Annotated in this window: 12 protein-coding genes; 2 read left to right on the top strand and 10 right to left on the bottom strand. The window is 69.2% G+C overall.

Annotated elements, in window-relative coordinates; all coding sequences use genetic code 11:
• Positions 1-78 precede the first annotated feature (78 nt).
• The 8 genes from J8I33_RS23740 to J8I33_RS23775 all read right to left on the bottom strand — a co-directional run bounded on the left by J8I33_RS23740 (position 79) and on the right by J8I33_RS23775 (position 11,618).
• Positions 79-2,088 (bottom strand): ATP-binding protein, encoded by a 2,010-nt coding sequence (locus J8I33_RS23740; protein WP_209939157.1) that lies wholly within the window; start codon positions 2,086-2,088, stop codon positions 79-81.
• Positions 2,089-2,092: 4 nt separating this feature from the next.
• Entirely contained in the window at positions 2,093-3,385 is a 1,293-nt protein-coding gene (locus tag J8I33_RS23745; protein WP_050014741.1) for a dicarboxylate/amino acid:cation symporter, read from the bottom strand.
• A 357-nt stretch (positions 3,386-3,742) separates the two neighbouring features.
• Positions 3,743-5,437, bottom strand: coding sequence for a cation acetate symporter (locus tag J8I33_RS23750; protein ID WP_209939158.1), 1,695 nt, complete (start codon positions 5,435-5,437; stop codon positions 3,743-3,745).
• An 11-nt stretch (positions 5,438-5,448) separates the two neighbouring features.
• Positions 5,449-5,754: a DUF485 domain-containing protein gene (locus J8I33_RS23755; RefSeq protein WP_014895931.1), complete on the bottom strand. Its 306-nt coding sequence runs from the start codon at positions 5,752-5,754 to the stop codon at positions 5,449-5,451.
• 95 nt (positions 5,755-5,849) lie between these two features.
• Positions 5,850-7,055, bottom strand: coding sequence for a CaiB/BaiF CoA-transferase family protein (locus J8I33_RS23760; protein WP_209926648.1), 1,206 nt, complete (start codon positions 7,053-7,055; stop codon positions 5,850-5,852).
• A gap of 30 nt (positions 7,056-7,085) precedes the next feature.
• Positions 7,086-8,231: an acyl-CoA dehydrogenase family protein gene (locus J8I33_RS23765; RefSeq protein ID WP_209939159.1), complete on the bottom strand. Its 1,146-nt coding sequence runs from the start codon at positions 8,229-8,231 to the stop codon at positions 7,086-7,088.
• A 13-nt stretch (positions 8,232-8,244) separates the two neighbouring features.
• Positions 8,245-9,453 (bottom strand): acyl-CoA dehydrogenase family protein, encoded by a 1,209-nt coding sequence (locus J8I33_RS23770; protein WP_209926658.1) that lies wholly within the window; start codon positions 9,451-9,453, stop codon positions 8,245-8,247.
• A gap of 29 nt (positions 9,454-9,482) precedes the next feature.
• Complete coding sequence (locus tag J8I33_RS23775; protein ID WP_209939160.1) at positions 9,483-11,618, bottom strand: 3-hydroxyacyl-CoA dehydrogenase NAD-binding domain-containing protein; 2,136 nt, start codon at positions 11,616-11,618, stop codon at positions 9,483-9,485.
• Between the two features lie 258 nt (positions 11,619-11,876).
• Here J8I33_RS23775 and J8I33_RS23780 point away from each other — a divergent pair, with 258 nt between their 5' ends.
• Both J8I33_RS23780 and ggt read left to right on the top strand, forming a co-directional pair.
• On the top strand, positions 11,877-12,839 hold the full coding sequence (locus J8I33_RS23780; RefSeq protein WP_209939161.1) for a LysR family transcriptional regulator: 963 nt from the start codon (positions 11,877-11,879) through the stop codon (positions 12,837-12,839).
• 87 nt (positions 12,840-12,926) lie between these two features.
• Positions 12,927-14,801: a gamma-glutamyltransferase gene (ggt, locus tag J8I33_RS23785; RefSeq protein ID WP_209939162.1), complete on the top strand. Its 1,875-nt coding sequence runs from the start codon at positions 12,927-12,929 to the stop codon at positions 14,799-14,801.
• A 56-nt stretch (positions 14,802-14,857) separates the two neighbouring features.
• On the opposite strand, the gene J8I33_RS23790 is transcribed toward ggt, so the two are convergent.
• Both J8I33_RS23790 and J8I33_RS23795 read right to left on the bottom strand, forming a co-directional pair.
• Entirely contained in the window at positions 14,858-15,823 is a 966-nt protein-coding gene (locus J8I33_RS23790) for an ABC transporter permease subunit (protein ID WP_209939217.1), read from the bottom strand.
• Positions 15,823-16,620, bottom strand: coding sequence for an ATP-binding cassette domain-containing protein (locus J8I33_RS23795; protein ID WP_209926666.1), 798 nt, complete (start codon positions 16,618-16,620; stop codon positions 15,823-15,825). The genes J8I33_RS23790 and J8I33_RS23795 overlap by 1 nt, the downstream gene beginning before the upstream one ends.
• Position 16,621: the final 1 nt, after the last annotated feature.

Raw genomic sequence — 16,621 nt, forward strand, 5'->3', positions numbered from 1 at the left:
CAGGCGCAGCGCTCGCGCGCGGCGCTCGTTGATGCCGGTCGTTCGCCGACCGGGTCTGCGGCCTACGGCGGGCTCGCGCTAATGCGAGCCCGCCGGCTCGGACACGGAGTCCGGATGATGCGTGCGGGCGCGACGCAGCGTCAAGACGAACAGCGCGCCGCCCGACGGGGCGTTGCGTGCGGTCAGCGCGCCGCCCGCGTCGCTCGCGATCGACGACGAGATCGCAAGGCCCAGCCCGAGCCCGCGCCCCATTTCCTTGGTCGTGAAGAACGGCTCGAACAGGCGCGGCAGCAGATCGGGCGCGATGCCGGAGCCGTTGTCGCGCACCTCGACCGCGAGCGTCGCGGCCGACACCGCGATCGTCACCTCGATGGCCGGCGCCGCGACGCCGGCGACCGCGTCGAGCGCGTTGCCGAGCAGGTTGATCAGCACCTGTTCGAGGCGCAGGTCCTCGCAGCGCGCGACGAGTTCCGGATAATCGCGCGCCAGATCGAGCGACGCGTCCTGCGCGGGCGACACGGTCGCGTCCTGCAGCGTCAGCGTGAGCGCGACGCCGCGCAGCCGCTCGTCGAGCAGCGACAGCACGCTGCGCAGCGCGCGCACGACGAGCGCCTGCTCGTTGCGCGGCTTCGCGCGGCCGACGAACAGCTTCAGCTGGTTCGTGATCTTGCCCATCCGCTCGGTGAGCGCGGCGATCGCCTCGAGATTCTCGCGCGCGGCGGCCTGTTCGCCGCGATCGAGCAGCACGCGCGTGTTGTCCGAGAAGCTGCGCAGCGCCGCGAGCGGCTGGTTCAGTTCATGCGTGATGCCGGCCGCCATCTGGCCGAGCGCGGCGAGCTTGCTCGCCTGGATCAGTTCGTCGTGCGCGGCGCGCAGCTCCTGCTCCGCGCGGATCCGGTCGCCGACTTCCTTCTGCAACTGCTCGTTCGCTTCAGACAAATCGGCCGTACGCTCCTCGACGCGCCGGTTCAGCTCCGCGTACGCCTGTTGCAGCAGCGCACGGCCGCGGATCATCTCGCGCACGCGGGCGCGGCGCATCCGCCAGTAGAACGCGAGCAGCGCGACCGACACGAAGCCGAAGCCGGTGACGATCGTCGCGTTGCGCGCATCGGCATCGATCGGCGCGATCGGCGCGAGCGTGACGAGCTGCCAGTCGGGCTCGCCGATCCGGCGCTTGCTGGCGAGAAAGCGCGGCGCGCGCCGGCCGGCGCCCAGGCGCACGATTTCCGCATCGGCGCCGAGCGTCTGCTCGACGCGCAGCGGCAGCGGCGTGACCGGTTGCTGCGCGTACTGGCGCGTTTCGTAGATCGATGCGGCCACAGGCCCCGTGAGCGGGCGCAGCGTATGGTACTTCCACGCGGGCACCGACGACAGGAACACGACACCGTGATCGTCCACGACGACGAGCGGCTCGGACGCATCGGCGCCCTGGAACCATTCGAGGTTGAGCTTCACGACGACGACGCCCGCGATCTTGCCGTCGTGCCACACGGGCTGCGAGATGTAGTAGCCGGGATCGCGCGAGATCGTGCCGATCCCGAAGAAGCGGCCGACCCGGCCGTTCATCGCGTCGAGGAAATACGGGCGGAAACGGTATTCGATCCCGACGAAGCTGTCGGGCGCGCGCCAGTTGCTGGCGGCGACGCACAGGCCGTCCGCGCCGATCACGTAGGTGACGGTCGCGTGCGCGTGTTCGTTGAGGTCTTCGAGATAGCGGTTGACGCGGGCGGTGTAGTCGCCGCGCTTTGGCTCGGCGAGCAGATCCTGCACGTACGGATGGCTGCCGAGCAGATAAGGCAGCGATTCATAGCGGTCGAGCGTGCTCTTGAGCGCGTTGGTGGTGCGATCGACGCGCACCGCGGCATTGCGCTGCAGCTCGGCGACGGCGCGCTGCCAGGTGATCGCCCACGTGAGCGCGCATGCCGCGACGAGCGCGGCGGCGAGCACGACGAGGATGAGCAGGCGGCGCGTCACGGTCGAGGCTTCCTGGCGATGCGGATCGCCTATTGTGTCATAGGCCTGCGCATCGATACCCCGGCCGCCGCGGGCCGCACGGCCGGCGGGCGGTGCCGCCGCCTGCTCGTTCATCGGGTCAGACGCCGGCCGTCTTCTCGGTCGGCGCGACTTCGCCGCCGCCCTTCAGCGCCTGGCGCAGCTTGTTGCGGTCGAGCTCCTTCTCCCATGCCGACACGACGACGGTCGCCACGCCGTTGCCGACGATGTTGGTCAGCGCACGGCATTCGCTCATGAAGCGGTCGATGCCGAGGATCAGCACCATGCCCGACAGCGGGATCGTCGGCACGACGGCCAGCGTCGCGGCGAGCGTGATGAAGCCCGCCCCCGTCACGCCGCTCGCGCCCTTCGACGTGAGCATCGCGACGGCCAGCAGCGTGAGCTGCTGCATCCACGTCAGCTCGATGTTGGTCGCCTGCGCGATGAACAGCACGGCCATCGTCATGTAGATGTTGGTGCCGTCGAGGTTGAACGAATAACCGGTGGGCACGACGAGGCCGACGACCGAACGCGAGCAGCCGGCCTTCTCGAGCTTTTCCATCAGCTGCGGCAGTGCGGCTTCCGACGAGCTCGTGCCGAGCACGATCAGCAGCTCTTCCTTGATGTACGACACGAAGCGAATGATCGAGAAGCCGGTGGCGCGCGCGATCCCGCCGAGCACGACCAGCACGAACACGACCGACGTCAGGTAGAACGTGCCGATCAGCTTCAGCAGCGGCACCAGCGAGCCGACGCCGTACTTGCCGATCGTGAACGCCATCGCGCCGAACGCGCCGATCGGGGCCAGCTTCGTGACGATGTGCACGATGCCGAACAGCACGCGGGTCAGGCCGTCGATGAAGTCGGTCACGACCTTGCCGCGCTCGCCGAGGTGCGCGAGCACGCTGCCGAACAGCAGCGCGATCAGCAGGATCTGCAGGATCTCGCCCTGCGCGAACGCGTCGACCATCGTGTTCGGGATGATGTGCATCAGGAAGTCGACCGTCGACTGCCCGTGCGCCTTCGCCGCGTACGACGCGACGGCCTTGCCGTCGAGCGTCGCCGGATCGATGTTGAAGCCGACGCCCGGACGCAGGATGTGCGTGGCCGCGAGGCCGAGCAGCAGCGCGAAGGTCGACACGATCTCGAAGTACAGCAGCGCCTTGCCGCCGACGCGGCCCACCTTCTTCATGTCCTCCATGCCGGCGATGCCGGTGACGACCGTACAGAAGATGATCGGACCGATCACCATCTTGATCAGCTTGATGAAGCCGTCGCCGAGCGGCTTCATGTCGGTGGCGAGCGCCGGGTAGTAGTGGCCGAGGATCACGCCGACGATGATGGCGAAGATCACCTGCACATAGAGCACTTTGTAGAAGGGTTTCTTCTTCACGATGGTTCCTGCTGAAGTAGATGAGCCGATGGAAACGGCGTCACGCGCGCAGGCGAATGTCTCAGGGGAAAGGCATTCGCCCGCGCGGCTGCCGTGCCGCAACAAGCGATGCCTCAGGACATCCCGAGGGGGAGGAAGGCAGTGGTCATCGGTTGTCTCCTTGCTTGCTGTAGTAGTTCGGCCGGGGGATGGCCGTGCGCTTTATATCGCAAGGTCGATGCCAGGTTTCCGGAACCCCTCAAGCCGTTGTTTTCATTGTATTTCCCATAATGCGGCAGGCAAGGAAATCCGGGATTCCGGATTTCCGGAAAATATCCGTCCGGCGATCCGGACGGATGCATCGTTTCATCGGATGAATCAATGGTGGACGGCGCGGCTCGCGAGCACGCCCGTCTGCGCATAGAACTCCTGCCGAGCGAACGCGTCGCGCTCGCGCCGCGCGCGCTCGCCGCGGTCCGCGAGCGAGCCGACGACGATCCCGACGAACGCGAGCGGCACCGACACCAGCGCCGGGTTGTCGAGGAACACCGGCGCATGCGCATGGTGCAGCACGTCGACCCACACCGACTTCGACAGCACCGTGAGCGCGACCGCCGACACGAGGCCGAGGCCGCCGCCGAGCACCGCGCCGCGCGTGGTCATCCCGCGCCAGAAGATCGACATCGCGAGCACCGGGAAATTGGCGCTCGCGGCCACCGCCGCGACGAGCCCGACCATGAACGCGACGTTCACGTGCTCGAACAGGATCGACAGCGCGATCGCAATGGCCGACAGCCCGATCGTCGCCGCGCGAGAGATGCGCATCTCGCGCCGCTCGTCGGGCTTGCCGCGCGCCCACATCTGCGCATACAGGTCGTGCGAGATCGTGGTCGCGCCGGCGAGCGTCAGCCCGGCGACCACCGCGAGGATCGTCGCGAACGTGACGGCCGCGATGAAGCCGTAGAACCAGTTGCCGCCCACCGCCTGCGCGAGCTTCACCGCGACCATGTTCGAGCCGCCGAGCAGGTCGTGCGTCAGGTTGAACGTGCCGTTCGCGCCGAGCCGGAAGAATTCCGGATGCTGCGCGAGCAGCACGATCGCGGAGAAGCCGATCACGAAGGTCAGCAGGTAGAAGTAGCCGATGAAGCCGGTCGCGTAGAGCACCGACTTGCGCGCCTCCCTCGCGTTCGGCACCGTGAAGAAGCGCATCAGGATGTGCGGGAAGCCGGCCGTGCCGAACATCAGCGCGATGCCGAGCGACAGCGCGTTGGCCGGGTCGCGGATCAGCTTGCCGGGCCCCATGATCGACAGCGCGCCCGGATGCACGGCCACCGCGCGACGGAACATCGCGTCGATGCTGAAGCCGAATTCGCCGAGCGCGAGCAATGCGAGCAGCGTCGCGCCGCACAGCAGCAGCACGGCCTTGATCACCTGCACCCAGGTGGTCGCGGTCATCCCGCCGAAGAACACGTAGACGACCATCAGCACGCCGACGATCAGCTCGGCCGTGCCGTACGACAGCCCGAACAGCAGCTGGATCAGCTTGCCCGCGCCGACCATCTGCACGACCAGGTACAGCACGACGATCGTCAGCGCGTTCGCCGAGGTCAGCAGCCGGATCGGCCGCTGCGCGAAGCGGTACGCGACGACGTCGACGAACGTGAACTTGCCGAGGTTGCGCAGCGGTTCGGCGATCAGGAACATCACGAACGGCCAGCCGACCAGGAAGCCGATCGAGTAGATCAGCCCGTCGAAGCCGAACATGAATACCATGCCGGACAGCCCGAGGAACGACGCGGCCGACATGTAGTCGCCGGCGATCGCGAGCCCGTTCTGCAACCCGGTGATGCCGCCGCCGGCCGTGTAGAAGTCGCGCGTCGAGCGCGTGCGGCGCGCGGCCCAGCGCGTGAGCGCGAGCGTCGCGAACACGAACGCGAAGAACATCCCGATCGCGACGGGGTTCAGCTCGACCTTGTCGGGCATCGGGCCGGCAACGCCGGTCGCATGGGCGGTGGAGGAAACGAGGGAAACGAGGATGGCCAGCGCGCCGGGCGCGCTCGAAATGCATCGCATGTCGGGCTCCGTCACGAACGTTGCAGGATCGCGTCGACGCGACGGTCGAACGCACGGTTCGCGCGCAGCACGTAGCACGCGGTCAGGCCGATCGCGACCAGAATGATCGCGACGCCCGCGGCGATCCCGACCGTCGTCGTCGCGCCGCGGTACAGCGGCGCGGCGAGCACGTGCGGCGCGAGCGCGACGAGCAGGATGAAGCCGTAGTACGTGGCGATCATCAGCGCCGTCAGCGTGAAGCTGAAGCGGCGCCGGGCCCGCACGAGCTGCTGGTAGTCGCGGCGCGCCGTGACCGATTCGATGACGGAAAGCTCCATGGTGTCTCCATTTCCGGCTCGTCATGGCGAGCGGTGTTGCGTGGCATGGTCGGCGCGCGTCGACTCACCGCCCGCGCCGCGGCGGAACAAGCGATCTACACGACGCGATCCGCCCGCAGCCGCGCGACGTCCTCCGCCGACATCCCGAGCCAGCCGCCGAGCACCGCGTCCGTATCCGCGCCGAGCACCGGCGGCGCACCGCGCACCGGCAGCCGCGCGCCGTCGAAGCGGTACGGCGGCGCGAGCACGTCGACGCCGCCCGCGACCGGATGCGGCTGCCGCGTGACAAGCCCGGCGCGGGTCGCGCGTTCGGACGTCAGCGCTTCGTGCAATCCGAGCACTTCGCCGCACGGAATGCCCGCCTCGGCGAGCGCCGCCAGCAGCGTCGCGCGCGAGCGGCGCGCGAGTTCGCCGCGAATCTCGGGCAGCAGGCCGGCACGATTCTCCGAGCGGCCAAGGTTGGTCCTGTAGCGTTCGTCCGCGGCGAGATCGGGCCGCCCGATCGCATCGCAGAAACGCGCGAACTGCGTGTTGTTGCCGACCGTGATCACGAGCGGGCCGTCGGCCGCGTCGAACACGCCGTACGGCACGATCGACGGATGCGCGTTGCCGTAGCGGGGCGGGTCCTCACCCATCAGCAGCGCGTCGAGCCCGTAGTACGCGGTGATCATCAGCCCGCAGTCGAACAGCGCCATCTCGATGCGCCGGCCGCGCCCGGTCGCGTGGCGCTCGTACAACGCGGCGAGGATCGCCTGCGCCGAATACATGCCGGTGAACAGGTCGACCGCCGCGACGCCGAACTTCAGCGGCGGCTGGCCAGCCTCGCCGTTGAGCGCCATCAGCCCGGCCTCGCCCTGCACGACGAGGTCGTAGCCGGGCCGCACGGCCTCCGGGCCCGAGCGGTCGTAGCCGGAGATCGCGCAATGCACGAGCCGCGGATTCAGTTCGGCCAGCGCGTCGTAGCCGAGCCCGAGCTTCTCCGCGCCGCCGCACTTGAAGTTGTGGAGCACCACGTCGGCCTGCGCGGCCAGCTCGCGCGCGATGCGCTGGCCGGCTTCCGTCTGCAGGTCGACGCAGATCGACCGCTTGCTGCGATTCACGCTGTTGAAATAGGTGGTCTCGGTGTCGCCGATCCGCAGCCCCCAGTCGCGCGTATCGTCGCCGCGCGCCGGATGCTCGACCTTGATCACTTCCGCGCCGAAATCGGCGAGCACCATCGCGCACCACGGGCCCGCGAGCACGCGCGAGAAATCGAGCACCTTCACGCCGGCCAGCGGCAGCGCGCGCGTGTCGTTCGTCATCGTCGTCTCCTCCATTCGCGTTTTCCGCGCTTATTGTTTCGACAGCGCGATGTAGCGCGCGAGGTGGTGATCCTCGTCGCCGAGCTGATGATCGATCATCACGAGACGCTTCGCGTAATGCGACAGCGGCAGCTCCCACGTCATCCCGATCCCGCCATGCAGCTGGATGCTTTCTTCCGCGACCAGCGTGCCGATCCGGCCGATGCTGTATTTCGCCGCCGAGAGCGCGCGCTCGCGCACCGCGCGCGGCGCATCGAGCTGCGCGGCCGCGTTGATCACCGCCGAGCGCGCCTGCTCGACTTCGAGCAGCAGGTCGGCCATCCGGTGCTGCAGCGCCTGGAAGCTGCCGATCGGCAATCCGAACTGCTTGCGCGTGCGCAGGTAGTCGAGCGTGTGCGCCTTCGCGACGTCCATCGCGCCGAGCGCTTCCGCCGACAGCGCGAGCAGCCCGTAGCCGAGCACGCGTTCGAGCAGTTCGGCGCCCGCTTCGCCGTCGAGCGCATCCGGCGCGCCGAGCGCGGCATCGGCCGGCAGCGCGACACGCTCGAAGCGCACTTCGGCCGCGCGACCGCCGTCGATCTTCCTGTAATCGCGCAGCGACACGCCCGGCGCATCGGCCGGCACGACGAACAGGCCGATGCCGGCCGCGTCGTCGTCGTTGCCCGACACGCGCGCGCTGACGACGAAGAACGCCGCCTGCGCGGCCTGGTCGACGACGCCCTTCGCGCCCGTCAGCACCCAGCCGTCGCCCGACCGTTCGGCGCGCGTGCGCACCGTCGTCAGCTCGTAGTGCGAGCCCGGTTCGTCGTGCGCGAATGCGGCGCTCGCGCTGCCGTCGATCAGCGCGGCGAGCCGCCCGCGATGCGCATCGCCGCCGGCGAGCGCCAGCGCACGGCCCGCGAGCAGCGCGCCGAGGAACGGCTCGACGACGAGCCCGCGTCCGAGGCATTCGAACACCACGGCGATGTCGAAGCCCGCGCCGCCGAAGCCGCCGTCGGCTTCGGCAAACAGCGCGCCGACCGTGCCGAGTTCGGCGAAGCGCTGCCACATCGCGCGGTCGAAGCCTTCGGCCGACTGCGCGATGCGGTCGCGCACCGGGAACGCGTACTGTTCGGCGATGAAGCGGTTCAACGTGTCCGCCAGCATCCGGCGGTCTTCTGTGTGCTGGAAATCCATCGTCGCGTCCCTCTTACAGCCCGAGCATCATCTTCGCGATGATGTTCTTCTGGATCTCGTTCGAGCCGCCGAAGATCGACAGCTTGCGGTTGTTGAAATACTGCTGCGCGGCGCTCGCGGCTTCATCGGGGCCGACCGGTTCGCCGGCATAATCGGCGTCGAGCGCGTCGTCGACGAACGGCTGCGCGTACGGCCCCATCGCGCGGCGCATCAGCGCGGTGATCTCCTGGCGGATCTGCGTGCCGCGGATCTTCAGCATCGAACTTTCCGCGCCCGGCACGCCGCCGCCCGCGACCGCGGCCAGCACGCGCAGGTTGGTCGTGCGCATGTTTTCGAGCTCGATCTCGACGCGCGCGACGCGTGCCGCGAAGAACGGATCGTCGGCGAGCGGCCGGCCGTTCTTCGTGACCTTCGCGGCGACCGCGCGCAGCCGGTCGAGGGCCGCAGTCGAGAAGCCGATCCCGGCGATGTTGGTGCGCTCGTACGTGAGCAGGTATTTCGCGTAGGTCCAGCCGCGGTTCTCTTCGCCGACGAGGTTCTCCACGGGCACGCGCACGTCGGTGAAGAACACCTCGTTCACCTCGTGCTCGCCGTCGAGCGTGATGATCGGGCGCACTTCGACGCCCGGCGTGTTCATGTCGATCAGCAGGAAGCTGATGCCTTCCTGCTTGCGCACGTCGGTCGCGGTGCGCACGAGGCAGAAGATCATGTTCGCGTAGTGGCCGAGCGTGGTCCATGTCTTCTGGCCGTTCACGACGTAGTGATCGCCCTGCGCGTCCACACCCCGCACCGCGCTCGTCTTCACCGCCGCGAGGTCGGAACCGGCGCCCGGCTCCGAATAGCCCTGGCACCACCAGTCGGTACCGTCGAGAATGCGCGGCAGCCAGTGGCGCTTCTGCGCTTCGCTGCCGTACTTGATCAGCACGGGGCCGAGCATGTTCACGCCGAACGGCACGATGCGCGGCGCACCGGCGAGCGCGCATTCGTTGTCGAACAGGAACTTCTGCGCGACGCTCCAGCCGGGGCCGCCGTATTCGCGCGGCCAGTGACTCGCGAGCCAGCCGCGCGCGTTGAGGATCGCATGCCATTCGCGCATGTCGTCGCGCGTCAGGTGCAGGCCGCCCTTCACCTTGCGCGCAATGCGCTCCGGCAGTTCGGCTTGCAGGAAGCGCTGCACTTCCGTGCGGAACGCTTCCTCTTCGGGAGTGAAATTAAGGTCCATCGTGGGTCCGTGGCGAATGCGGTGAGCGTTCAGTCGATGCGGTTCAGGCTCGCGAAATCCGCGCCGCGCGCGACGAGATCGACGAGCAGCGGCGACGGCTTCCAGAACAGCGGATCTTCGTTCGCGAACGCGCGGATATCGGCGAGCACGTTCGCGAGGCCGACCGTGTCCGCGTAGTGCATCGGGCCGCCGCGATAGCGCGGGAAGCCGTAGCCGTACAGGAACACCGCGTCGACATCGAGCGGACGCAGCGCGATCTTCTCGTGCACGACGTTCGCGCCTTCGTTGATCATCGCGGCGAGGTAGCGGCGCAGGATCTCGTCATCGGTGAACGTGCGCGGCGTGACGCCCTTCTTCGCACGCTCTGCCGCGACGATCGCGTCGACCTCCGGGTCGGGCGTGCCGACGCGCGCGCCGTCCGGATACAGGTAGTAGCCGCGACCGGTCTTCTGCCCGAACCAGCCGCGCTCGCACAGGCGGTCGGAAATCTCGACGTAGCGCGCGTTCGGATCGCGCGTCGCCGCGCGGCGCTTGCGGGTCGCCCAGCCGATGTCGCCGCCCGCGAGATCGACCACCTGAAACGGGCCCATCGGGAAGCCGAATTCGCGCACCGCGCGATCGATCTGGTACGGCGACGCGCCGTCTTCCATCAGGTAGTCGGCGGCAGTGCGATAGACGGCGAGGATCCGGTTGCCGATGAAGCCGTCGCACACGCCCGCGCGCACCGGCGTCTTCTTCAGTTGCTTCGCCAGCGCGAACGCGGTCGCGACGACGTCCGCGCTCACGCGCTTCGGCACGACGATCTCGAGCAGCTTCATCACGTTGGCCGGCGAGAAGAAATGCAGGCCGATCACGTCGGCCGGCCGGTCGATGCTCGCGGCCAGTTCGTCGATGTCGAGATACGACGTGTTGGTCGCGAGTACCGCCCCCGGCTTGCACACGCGCGCAAGCTCGGTGAACACGGCCTGCTTCACGGCCATGTCCTCGAACACGGCCTCGATCACGACGTCGGCCTGCGCGAGCGCGTCGTACGACGTACTGCCCTTGAAGCGCGCGAGCCGGGCCGCGTGCGCGGCCGGCGTCATCCGGCCTTTCGCGACGAGGCCGTCGTACACCTTCTCGACGTGCGCACGGCCGCGCGCGAGCGACGCGTCGTCGCGCTCGATCATCGTCACCGGCAGCCCGGCGTCGAGCGCCGCGACCGCGATGCCCGCGCCCATCGTGCCGCCGCCGACCACGCCGATCCGCTCGACCGGCCGTGCGCTCGCGCGCCGCGCCTCGGGCGCCTTCGCCGCTTCGCGCTCCGCGAAGAACGCATGCACGAGGCCCGCGCGCTGCGGGCTGTCGATGCACTGCAGGAACAGGCTGCGTTCGTACTTCATCCCGGCGTCGAACGACTGCGTGAGCGCGGCCTCGACCGCGTCGACGATCTTCGCCGGCGAGAAGAGCCCGCGCGACCTCTTCGGCAATTCCGCGCGCGCCGCGTCGATCGCGGCCTGCGCGGCCGCGCGGTCGGCCAGGCCCTGCGCGTCGCGCGTGCGGCGCACCGGCGCGCCGAGCGACACGAGTTCCTGCGCATAGGCGAGCCCTTCGGCGAGCGTGTCGTCGCTGTGCGCGATGCGATCGACGAGGCCGAGCACGAGCGCTTCGTCGGCGCTCGCATGGCGGCCCGTCAGCATCAGGTCGAGCGCGGCCTTCGCGCCGATCAGGCGCGGCGCGCGCTGCGTGCCACCCGCGCCGGGCAGCAGGCCGAGCGTCACTTCGGGCAGCCCGAGCTTCGCGCCGGGCACCGCGAGCCGGTAATGGGCGGCCAGCGCGACTTCGAGGCCGCCGCCGAGCGTCGCGCCGTGCAGCGCGACCACGACCGGCTTGGCACCCGATTCGATCCGCTCGCACACGTCGGGCAGCGACGGCGGCACGGGCGGCTTGCCGAATTCACGGATGTCGGCGCCCGCGATGAAGTTGCGGCCGGCGCCGACGATCAGCACCGCGCGGATCGCGTCGTCGGCCTGCGCGGCGTCGATCGCGTCGGCGAGGCCGCGCCGCACGTCGGCGGACAGCGCGTTGACGGGCGGATGGTCGATCGTGACGACGAGCACCTTGTCGCGCCGTTCGCGCGTGACGGCGCCGGTGGCGGATGTTTCGGGGGAAGCGGGTGAATTCATCGTGTCTCCAGGTGCGGTGCGCCGGGCGGAGCCGCGCGCCAGGCCGGCGGGCGACGCCGGTTCGCGAGCGGGCTCCCGCTCGGCGGGCAACGGTCCGGCGCGGTGGCCGGGCATGACTCGATTCTCGATTGATCGAGATTCATTGACAATTCCCGCACGCCTTTACAAGCTGTCAAGTCTGACTTGACATTGAATGCTTTCGAACCGTTTCGGCCCGTTATTTCGGCTCGTTAGCGGGACGGATCAGGAGACACCCGCATGGACCTGAACGCGCTGACGCTGCTCGTCGAGATCCTCGACGCCGGCAATCTCAGCAAAGCCGCGCAGCGACTCAAGATGAGCCGCGCGAACGTCAGCTACCGCTTGAACCAGCTCGAACGCTCGATCGGCCAACAGCTCGTGCGCCGCACGACGCGGCGCATGGAGCCGACCGAGATCGGGCTGAAGCTGTACGAGCACGGCCGGCGCATCCGCAACGAACTGCTCGCCGCGCAGGAATCGGTGACGACGCTCGGCCAGGACCTGCAGGGCCGCGTGCGGCTGTCGGTGCCGAGCGGCTACGGGCAGATGGTGATGTCCGACTGGCTGCTCGCGTTCAAGCGGCGGCATCCAGGCATCGTGCTCGACGTCGTGTTCGAGAATCGTGTGGAAGACCTGATGCGCGACGAAGTCGACATCGCGATCCGCGTGATGTCCGAGCCGCCGCAGAACCTCGTCGCGCGCGACATGGGCGCGGTGCGCTACGTCGCATGCGCGTCGCCCGCGTTCGCGGCCGCGCACGGGATGCCCGCGAGCCTCGGTGCGCTGGCCGCAGCTCCCGTCGTCACCGCGACGGTGCTGGGCCGGCAGTTGCGAATCGCCGCGTATCTCGGCGACGAGCGCCACGAGGTGCTGCTCGAACCGACGCTGATTTCGGAGAACTTCCTGTTCCTGCGCCAGGCGATCCTCGCGGGGATCGGCGTCGGCATCGTGCCCGACTACGTGATGCAGGACGACCTGCGGCACGGCGCCGTCGTCACGTCGCTCGATGCGTACCGGCTCAGCATCTTCGGCACCCACATGTACATGCTCTACATGCCGAACCGCCACCACACGCGCGCGACGTCGACGTTCATAGAGTTCATCCTCGAACAGGCCGGAAAGACCGGCCGGGGCGGGCCCGGCGGGATGCGTCAGGGTTTCCTGTCGGATGACAAGCCGCCGGGCGCACGGCGACAATAGCGCGCCGGGGCGGGCAGCGCCGTTGCGCCCGCACCGATGTCAACGTCAACGCCGCTCTCCTTCGAATTCACTGCTGCCGAGGGTTCCATGTTCGACCGGATTCGTCCGCATTCGCGTCCCTGGACGCTGCTCGCCGCCGTCGCGCTCGTCGCGTTGAACGCCGGCTGCACGTCCCCGTCCGCGCCGTCGGGCGCCGTCGTCCCGGTCGCCGCCGCATCGGGCGCGGCCGTCCCGCTGCCCGGCGTTCATGCGCCCGAACTGTCGTCCGGCTGGACCGACAAGCCGGGCTGGACCTCGCAGCACTTCATGATCGCGGCCGCGAACCCGCTCGCGACGCAAGCCGGCTACGACATGCTGAAGGCCGGCGGCACCGCGATCGACGCGGCGATCGCGACGCAGATGGTGCTCGCGCTGGTCGAGCCGCAATCGTCGGGGCTCGGCGGCGGCGCCTTCATGCTGTATTTCGACGGCAAGTCGACGCAGGCGTACGACGGCCGCGAAACCGCACCGGCCGCCGCGACCGACCGGCTGTTCTACGGCCCGACCGGCCAGCCGATGAGCTTTTACGAAGGTGTCGTCGGCGGGCGTTCGGTGGGCACGCCGGGCGTGCTGCGCATGCTCGACGCCGCGCACCGCGCACACGGCAAGCTGCCGTGGCGCCGGCTGTTCCAGCCGGCCATCCGGCTCGCCGAGCGCGGCTTCACGATCAGCCCGCGCCTCGCGATGCTGATCGCGAACGACAAGTACCTGAGCAGCGATCCGGCCGCGCGTGCGTACTTCTACAACAAGGACGGCTCGCCGAAGGCGGCCGGCACGGTGCTGAAGAACCCCGCGCTCGCGACCGTGCTGCGCCAGGTCGCCGACCACGGCGCGAATGCGTTCTACACCGGTGCGATCGCGCGCGACATCGTCGCGAAGGTGCGCAAGCATCCGACCAACCCGGGCCTGCTGTCGCTGCAGGATCTCACACGCTACAAGGCAAAGGTGCGTGCGCCGCTGTGTACCGATTACCGGCGCTCGGTCGTGTGCGGGATGCCGCCGCCGTCGTCGGGCGGCCTCGCGATCGCGCAGATGCTCGGCATCCTCGAAGCGATGCCCGACTGGCAGCAGATCGGCGCGCAGAAGCCGGTGCGCAACGACGTCGGCTACGAGCCGACACCGTTCGCCGCCCACCTGTTCAGCGAAGCCGGGCGCCTCGCGTATGCGGACCGCGCCCGCTACGTGGCCGATCCCGATTTCGCGCCGCTGCCGGGCGGCAACTGGGCGAGCCTCACCGACAAGACCTATCTCGCGCAGCGCGCGCGGCTGATCGGCGACAGCAGCATGGGCGTCGCGCAGGCCGGCACGCCGCAAGGCGCGACGCTCGCGCTGGCCGACGACTGCAGCCCCGAATTGCCGTCGACGTCCGACATCGCGATCGTCGACCGCTACGGCCAGGCGCTGTCGATGACGACCAGCGTCGAGGATGCGTTCGGCTCGCGGCTGATGGTGCGCGGCTTCATGCTGAACAACCAGCTCACCGATTTCTCGTTCGTGTCGAACGACAACGGCCGGCCGGTCGCGAACCGCGTGCAGCCCGGCAAGCGACCGCGCTCGGCGATGTCGCCGGAACTCGTGTTCGACAAGAAGACGAAGCAGGTGACGATGATCGTCGGCTCGGCCGGCGGCCCCGCGATCATCAATCACGTCGCGAAGACGCTGGTCGGCGTGCTCGACTGGGGGATGACGATGCAGCAGGCGATCGCGCTGCCGAACTTCGGGTCGATGAACGGACCGACGCAGCTCGAGCGCGACCGCGTGTCGGACGCGCTCGCCGACGGGCTGAAGGGTCGCGGGCACGACGTGCGAATCGTCGAGATGAACTCGGGGCTGCAGGGGATCCAGCGGCTGAACGTGCAGGGGCAGACGGTGTGGTTCGGCGGGGCGGACCCGCGGCGGGAAGGGGTGGCGATGGGCGATTGAGCGAGAAAGGCGCGGGCGGCGAGTACGCGCTCGTTGCCCGTGCCGTCAGCGTGACGTCACCCTCGCCCCTTCCACGGCACCACCCGCCGCTCGATCCACCGCATCGCGAGATCGAACAGCCACGCGATCGCGCCGATGAGCAGGATGCCCATCACGACGATGTCGGTGCGCAGGAAGCTCGACGCATTGAGCACCATTTGCCCGAGCCCGGCCGTCGCGGCGACCATCTCGGCCGCGACAAGCGTCGTCCAGCCGAACCCGATCGCGATCCGCAGCCCCGTGAGGATTTCCGGCAGCGCGGCCGGCAGCACCACATGGCGCACGATCTGCGCGAAGCTGCCGCCGAGCGAATACGCGGCGTTGATCTGCTCGACCGTCGCGGCGCGCACGCCGGCGCGCGCGGCCATCGCGATCGGCGCGAAGCACGCGAGGAAGATCACGACGAGCTTCGCCGTTTCGTCGATGCCGAACCAGATCACGACGAGCGGCAGGTATGCGAGCGGCGGCAGCGGCCGGTAGAACTCCAGCAGCGGATCGAGCACGCCGCGTGCAAGGCGGCTCACGCCCATCAGGATGCCGGCCGGCACGCCGATCGCGGTGGCGAGCAGGAACGCGCCGAACACGCGCGCGGCGCTCCACAGCAGGTGGTCGGACAACGGCAGACCGCCCTGGATGCGGCCTTGCCACGCATCGACGAATGCGGTCCACACGGCTTCCGGCGCGGGCAGGAACAGCGGCGGCAGCCACTGGAAATGCGTCGCGCCCCACCAGAGCGCAGCCAGTGCCGCGATCGTCGCGGCGCTGAGCGCGGCCGTCTTCCCCTGCCCAGGCAACCGGTAGCGATGCGAGGCGCGCGCCGGACGCGGTACGTCGCGCCGCTGCGTATCGCGTCCGTCCGGCCCGAAACTCGCGGCCGCTCGATCGGCCGCCCAAGAATCCTGCGTACTCATGTCGTCCTGCCTGTGCAATGTACTGATCCGGCCGCGCCCGACGGACGCGCCGTGCCGCGCTAATTCGTGCATCACGCCGGCTCCGCGACCGCCTCGTCGCGATGCAGATACGCGATCAGCCGCTCGCGCCACGCGATGAAATCAGGCGACGACTTCACCGCGCGCGCATCGCGCGATTCGACATAGCGGCGCGCGAACGGCAGCTCGAAGGTTTCCGCGATCCGGCCGGGGCCGGGCGTCATCACGACGAGACGCGTCGCGAGAAACAGCGCCTCCTCAACATCATGCGTGATGAAGAACACCGTCTTGCCGGTGCGCGCCCATACGTCGAGCACGAGCGCCTGCATCGTGCCGCGCGTCATCGCGTCGAGCGCGCCCATCGGCTCGTCCATCAGCAGCACGCGCGGGTCGCTCGCGAGCGCACGCGCGATGCCGACGCGCTGCTGCATCCCGCCGGAGAGCTCATACACGCGCGCATGCGCATGGCGCTCGAGCCCGACGAGCGCGAGCATCTCTTTCGCGCGCGCTTCGCGTTCGGCTTTCGACACGCGCGCGAAACGCAGCCCGAGCGCGACGTTGTCGAGCACGTCGAGCCACGGCAGCAACGCGTATTTCTGGAACACGACGCCGCGATCCGCGCCGGGGCCCGTGACCGGCACGCCGTCGACGCATACGTCGCCGGCCGTCGGCGCGACGAAGCCGGCCATGCAGTTCAGCAGCGTCGTCTTCCCGCACCCGGACGCACCGAGCGCGACGACGAATTCACCGGACTCGATGCGCAGGTCGACGCGCGCGAGCGCCTGCGTCGTCGGCCTGCCGCGCTCGCCCGGATACGCAACCGACACCTGACGGACTTCCAGCGTGCTCATG

The sequence above is a fragment of the Burkholderia sp. AcTa6-5 genome, assembly GCF_017815075.1.
Taxonomy (GTDB): Bacteria; Pseudomonadota; Gammaproteobacteria; order Burkholderiales; family Burkholderiaceae; genus Burkholderia; species Burkholderia sola.

Bases quoted from the DNA above. Each gene is read 5' to 3' on its own strand.
- J8I33_RS23740 (WP_209939157.1), bottom strand. From the start codon at position 2,088: ATGAACGAGCAGGCGGCGGCACCGCCCGCCGGCCGTGCGGCCCGCGGC.
- J8I33_RS23750 (WP_209939158.1), bottom strand. From the start codon at position 5,437: ATGCGATGCATTTCGAGCGCGCCCGGCGCGCTGGCCATCCTCGTTTCC.
- J8I33_RS23755 (WP_014895931.1), bottom strand. From the start codon at position 5,754: ATGGAGCTTTCCGTCATCGAATCGGTCACGGCGCGCCGCGACTACCAG.
- J8I33_RS23760 (WP_209926648.1), bottom strand. From the start codon at position 7,055: ATGACGAACGACACGCGCGCGCTGCCGCTGGCCGGCGTGAAGGTGCTC.
- J8I33_RS23765 (WP_209939159.1), bottom strand. From the start codon at position 8,231: ATGGATTTCCAGCACACAGAAGACCGCCGGATGCTGGCGGACACGTTG.
- J8I33_RS23770 (WP_209926658.1), bottom strand. From the start codon at position 9,453: ATGGACCTTAATTTCACTCCCGAAGAGGAAGCGTTCCGCACGGAAGTG.
- J8I33_RS23775 (WP_209939160.1), bottom strand. From the start codon at position 11,618: ATGAATTCACCCGCTTCCCCCGAAACATCCGCCACCGGCGCCGTCACG.
- J8I33_RS23780 (WP_209939161.1), top strand. From the start codon at position 11,877: ATGGACCTGAACGCGCTGACGCTGCTCGTCGAGATCCTCGACGCCGGC.
- ggt (WP_209939162.1), top strand. From the start codon at position 12,927: ATGTTCGACCGGATTCGTCCGCATTCGCGTCCCTGGACGCTGCTCGCC.
- J8I33_RS23790 (WP_209939217.1), bottom strand. From the start codon at position 15,823: ATGCACGAATTAGCGCGGCACGGCGCGTCCGTCGGGCGCGGCCGGATC.
- J8I33_RS23795 (WP_209926666.1), bottom strand. From the start codon at position 16,620: ATGAGCACGCTGGAAGTCCGTCAGGTGTCGGTTGCGTATCCGGGCGAG.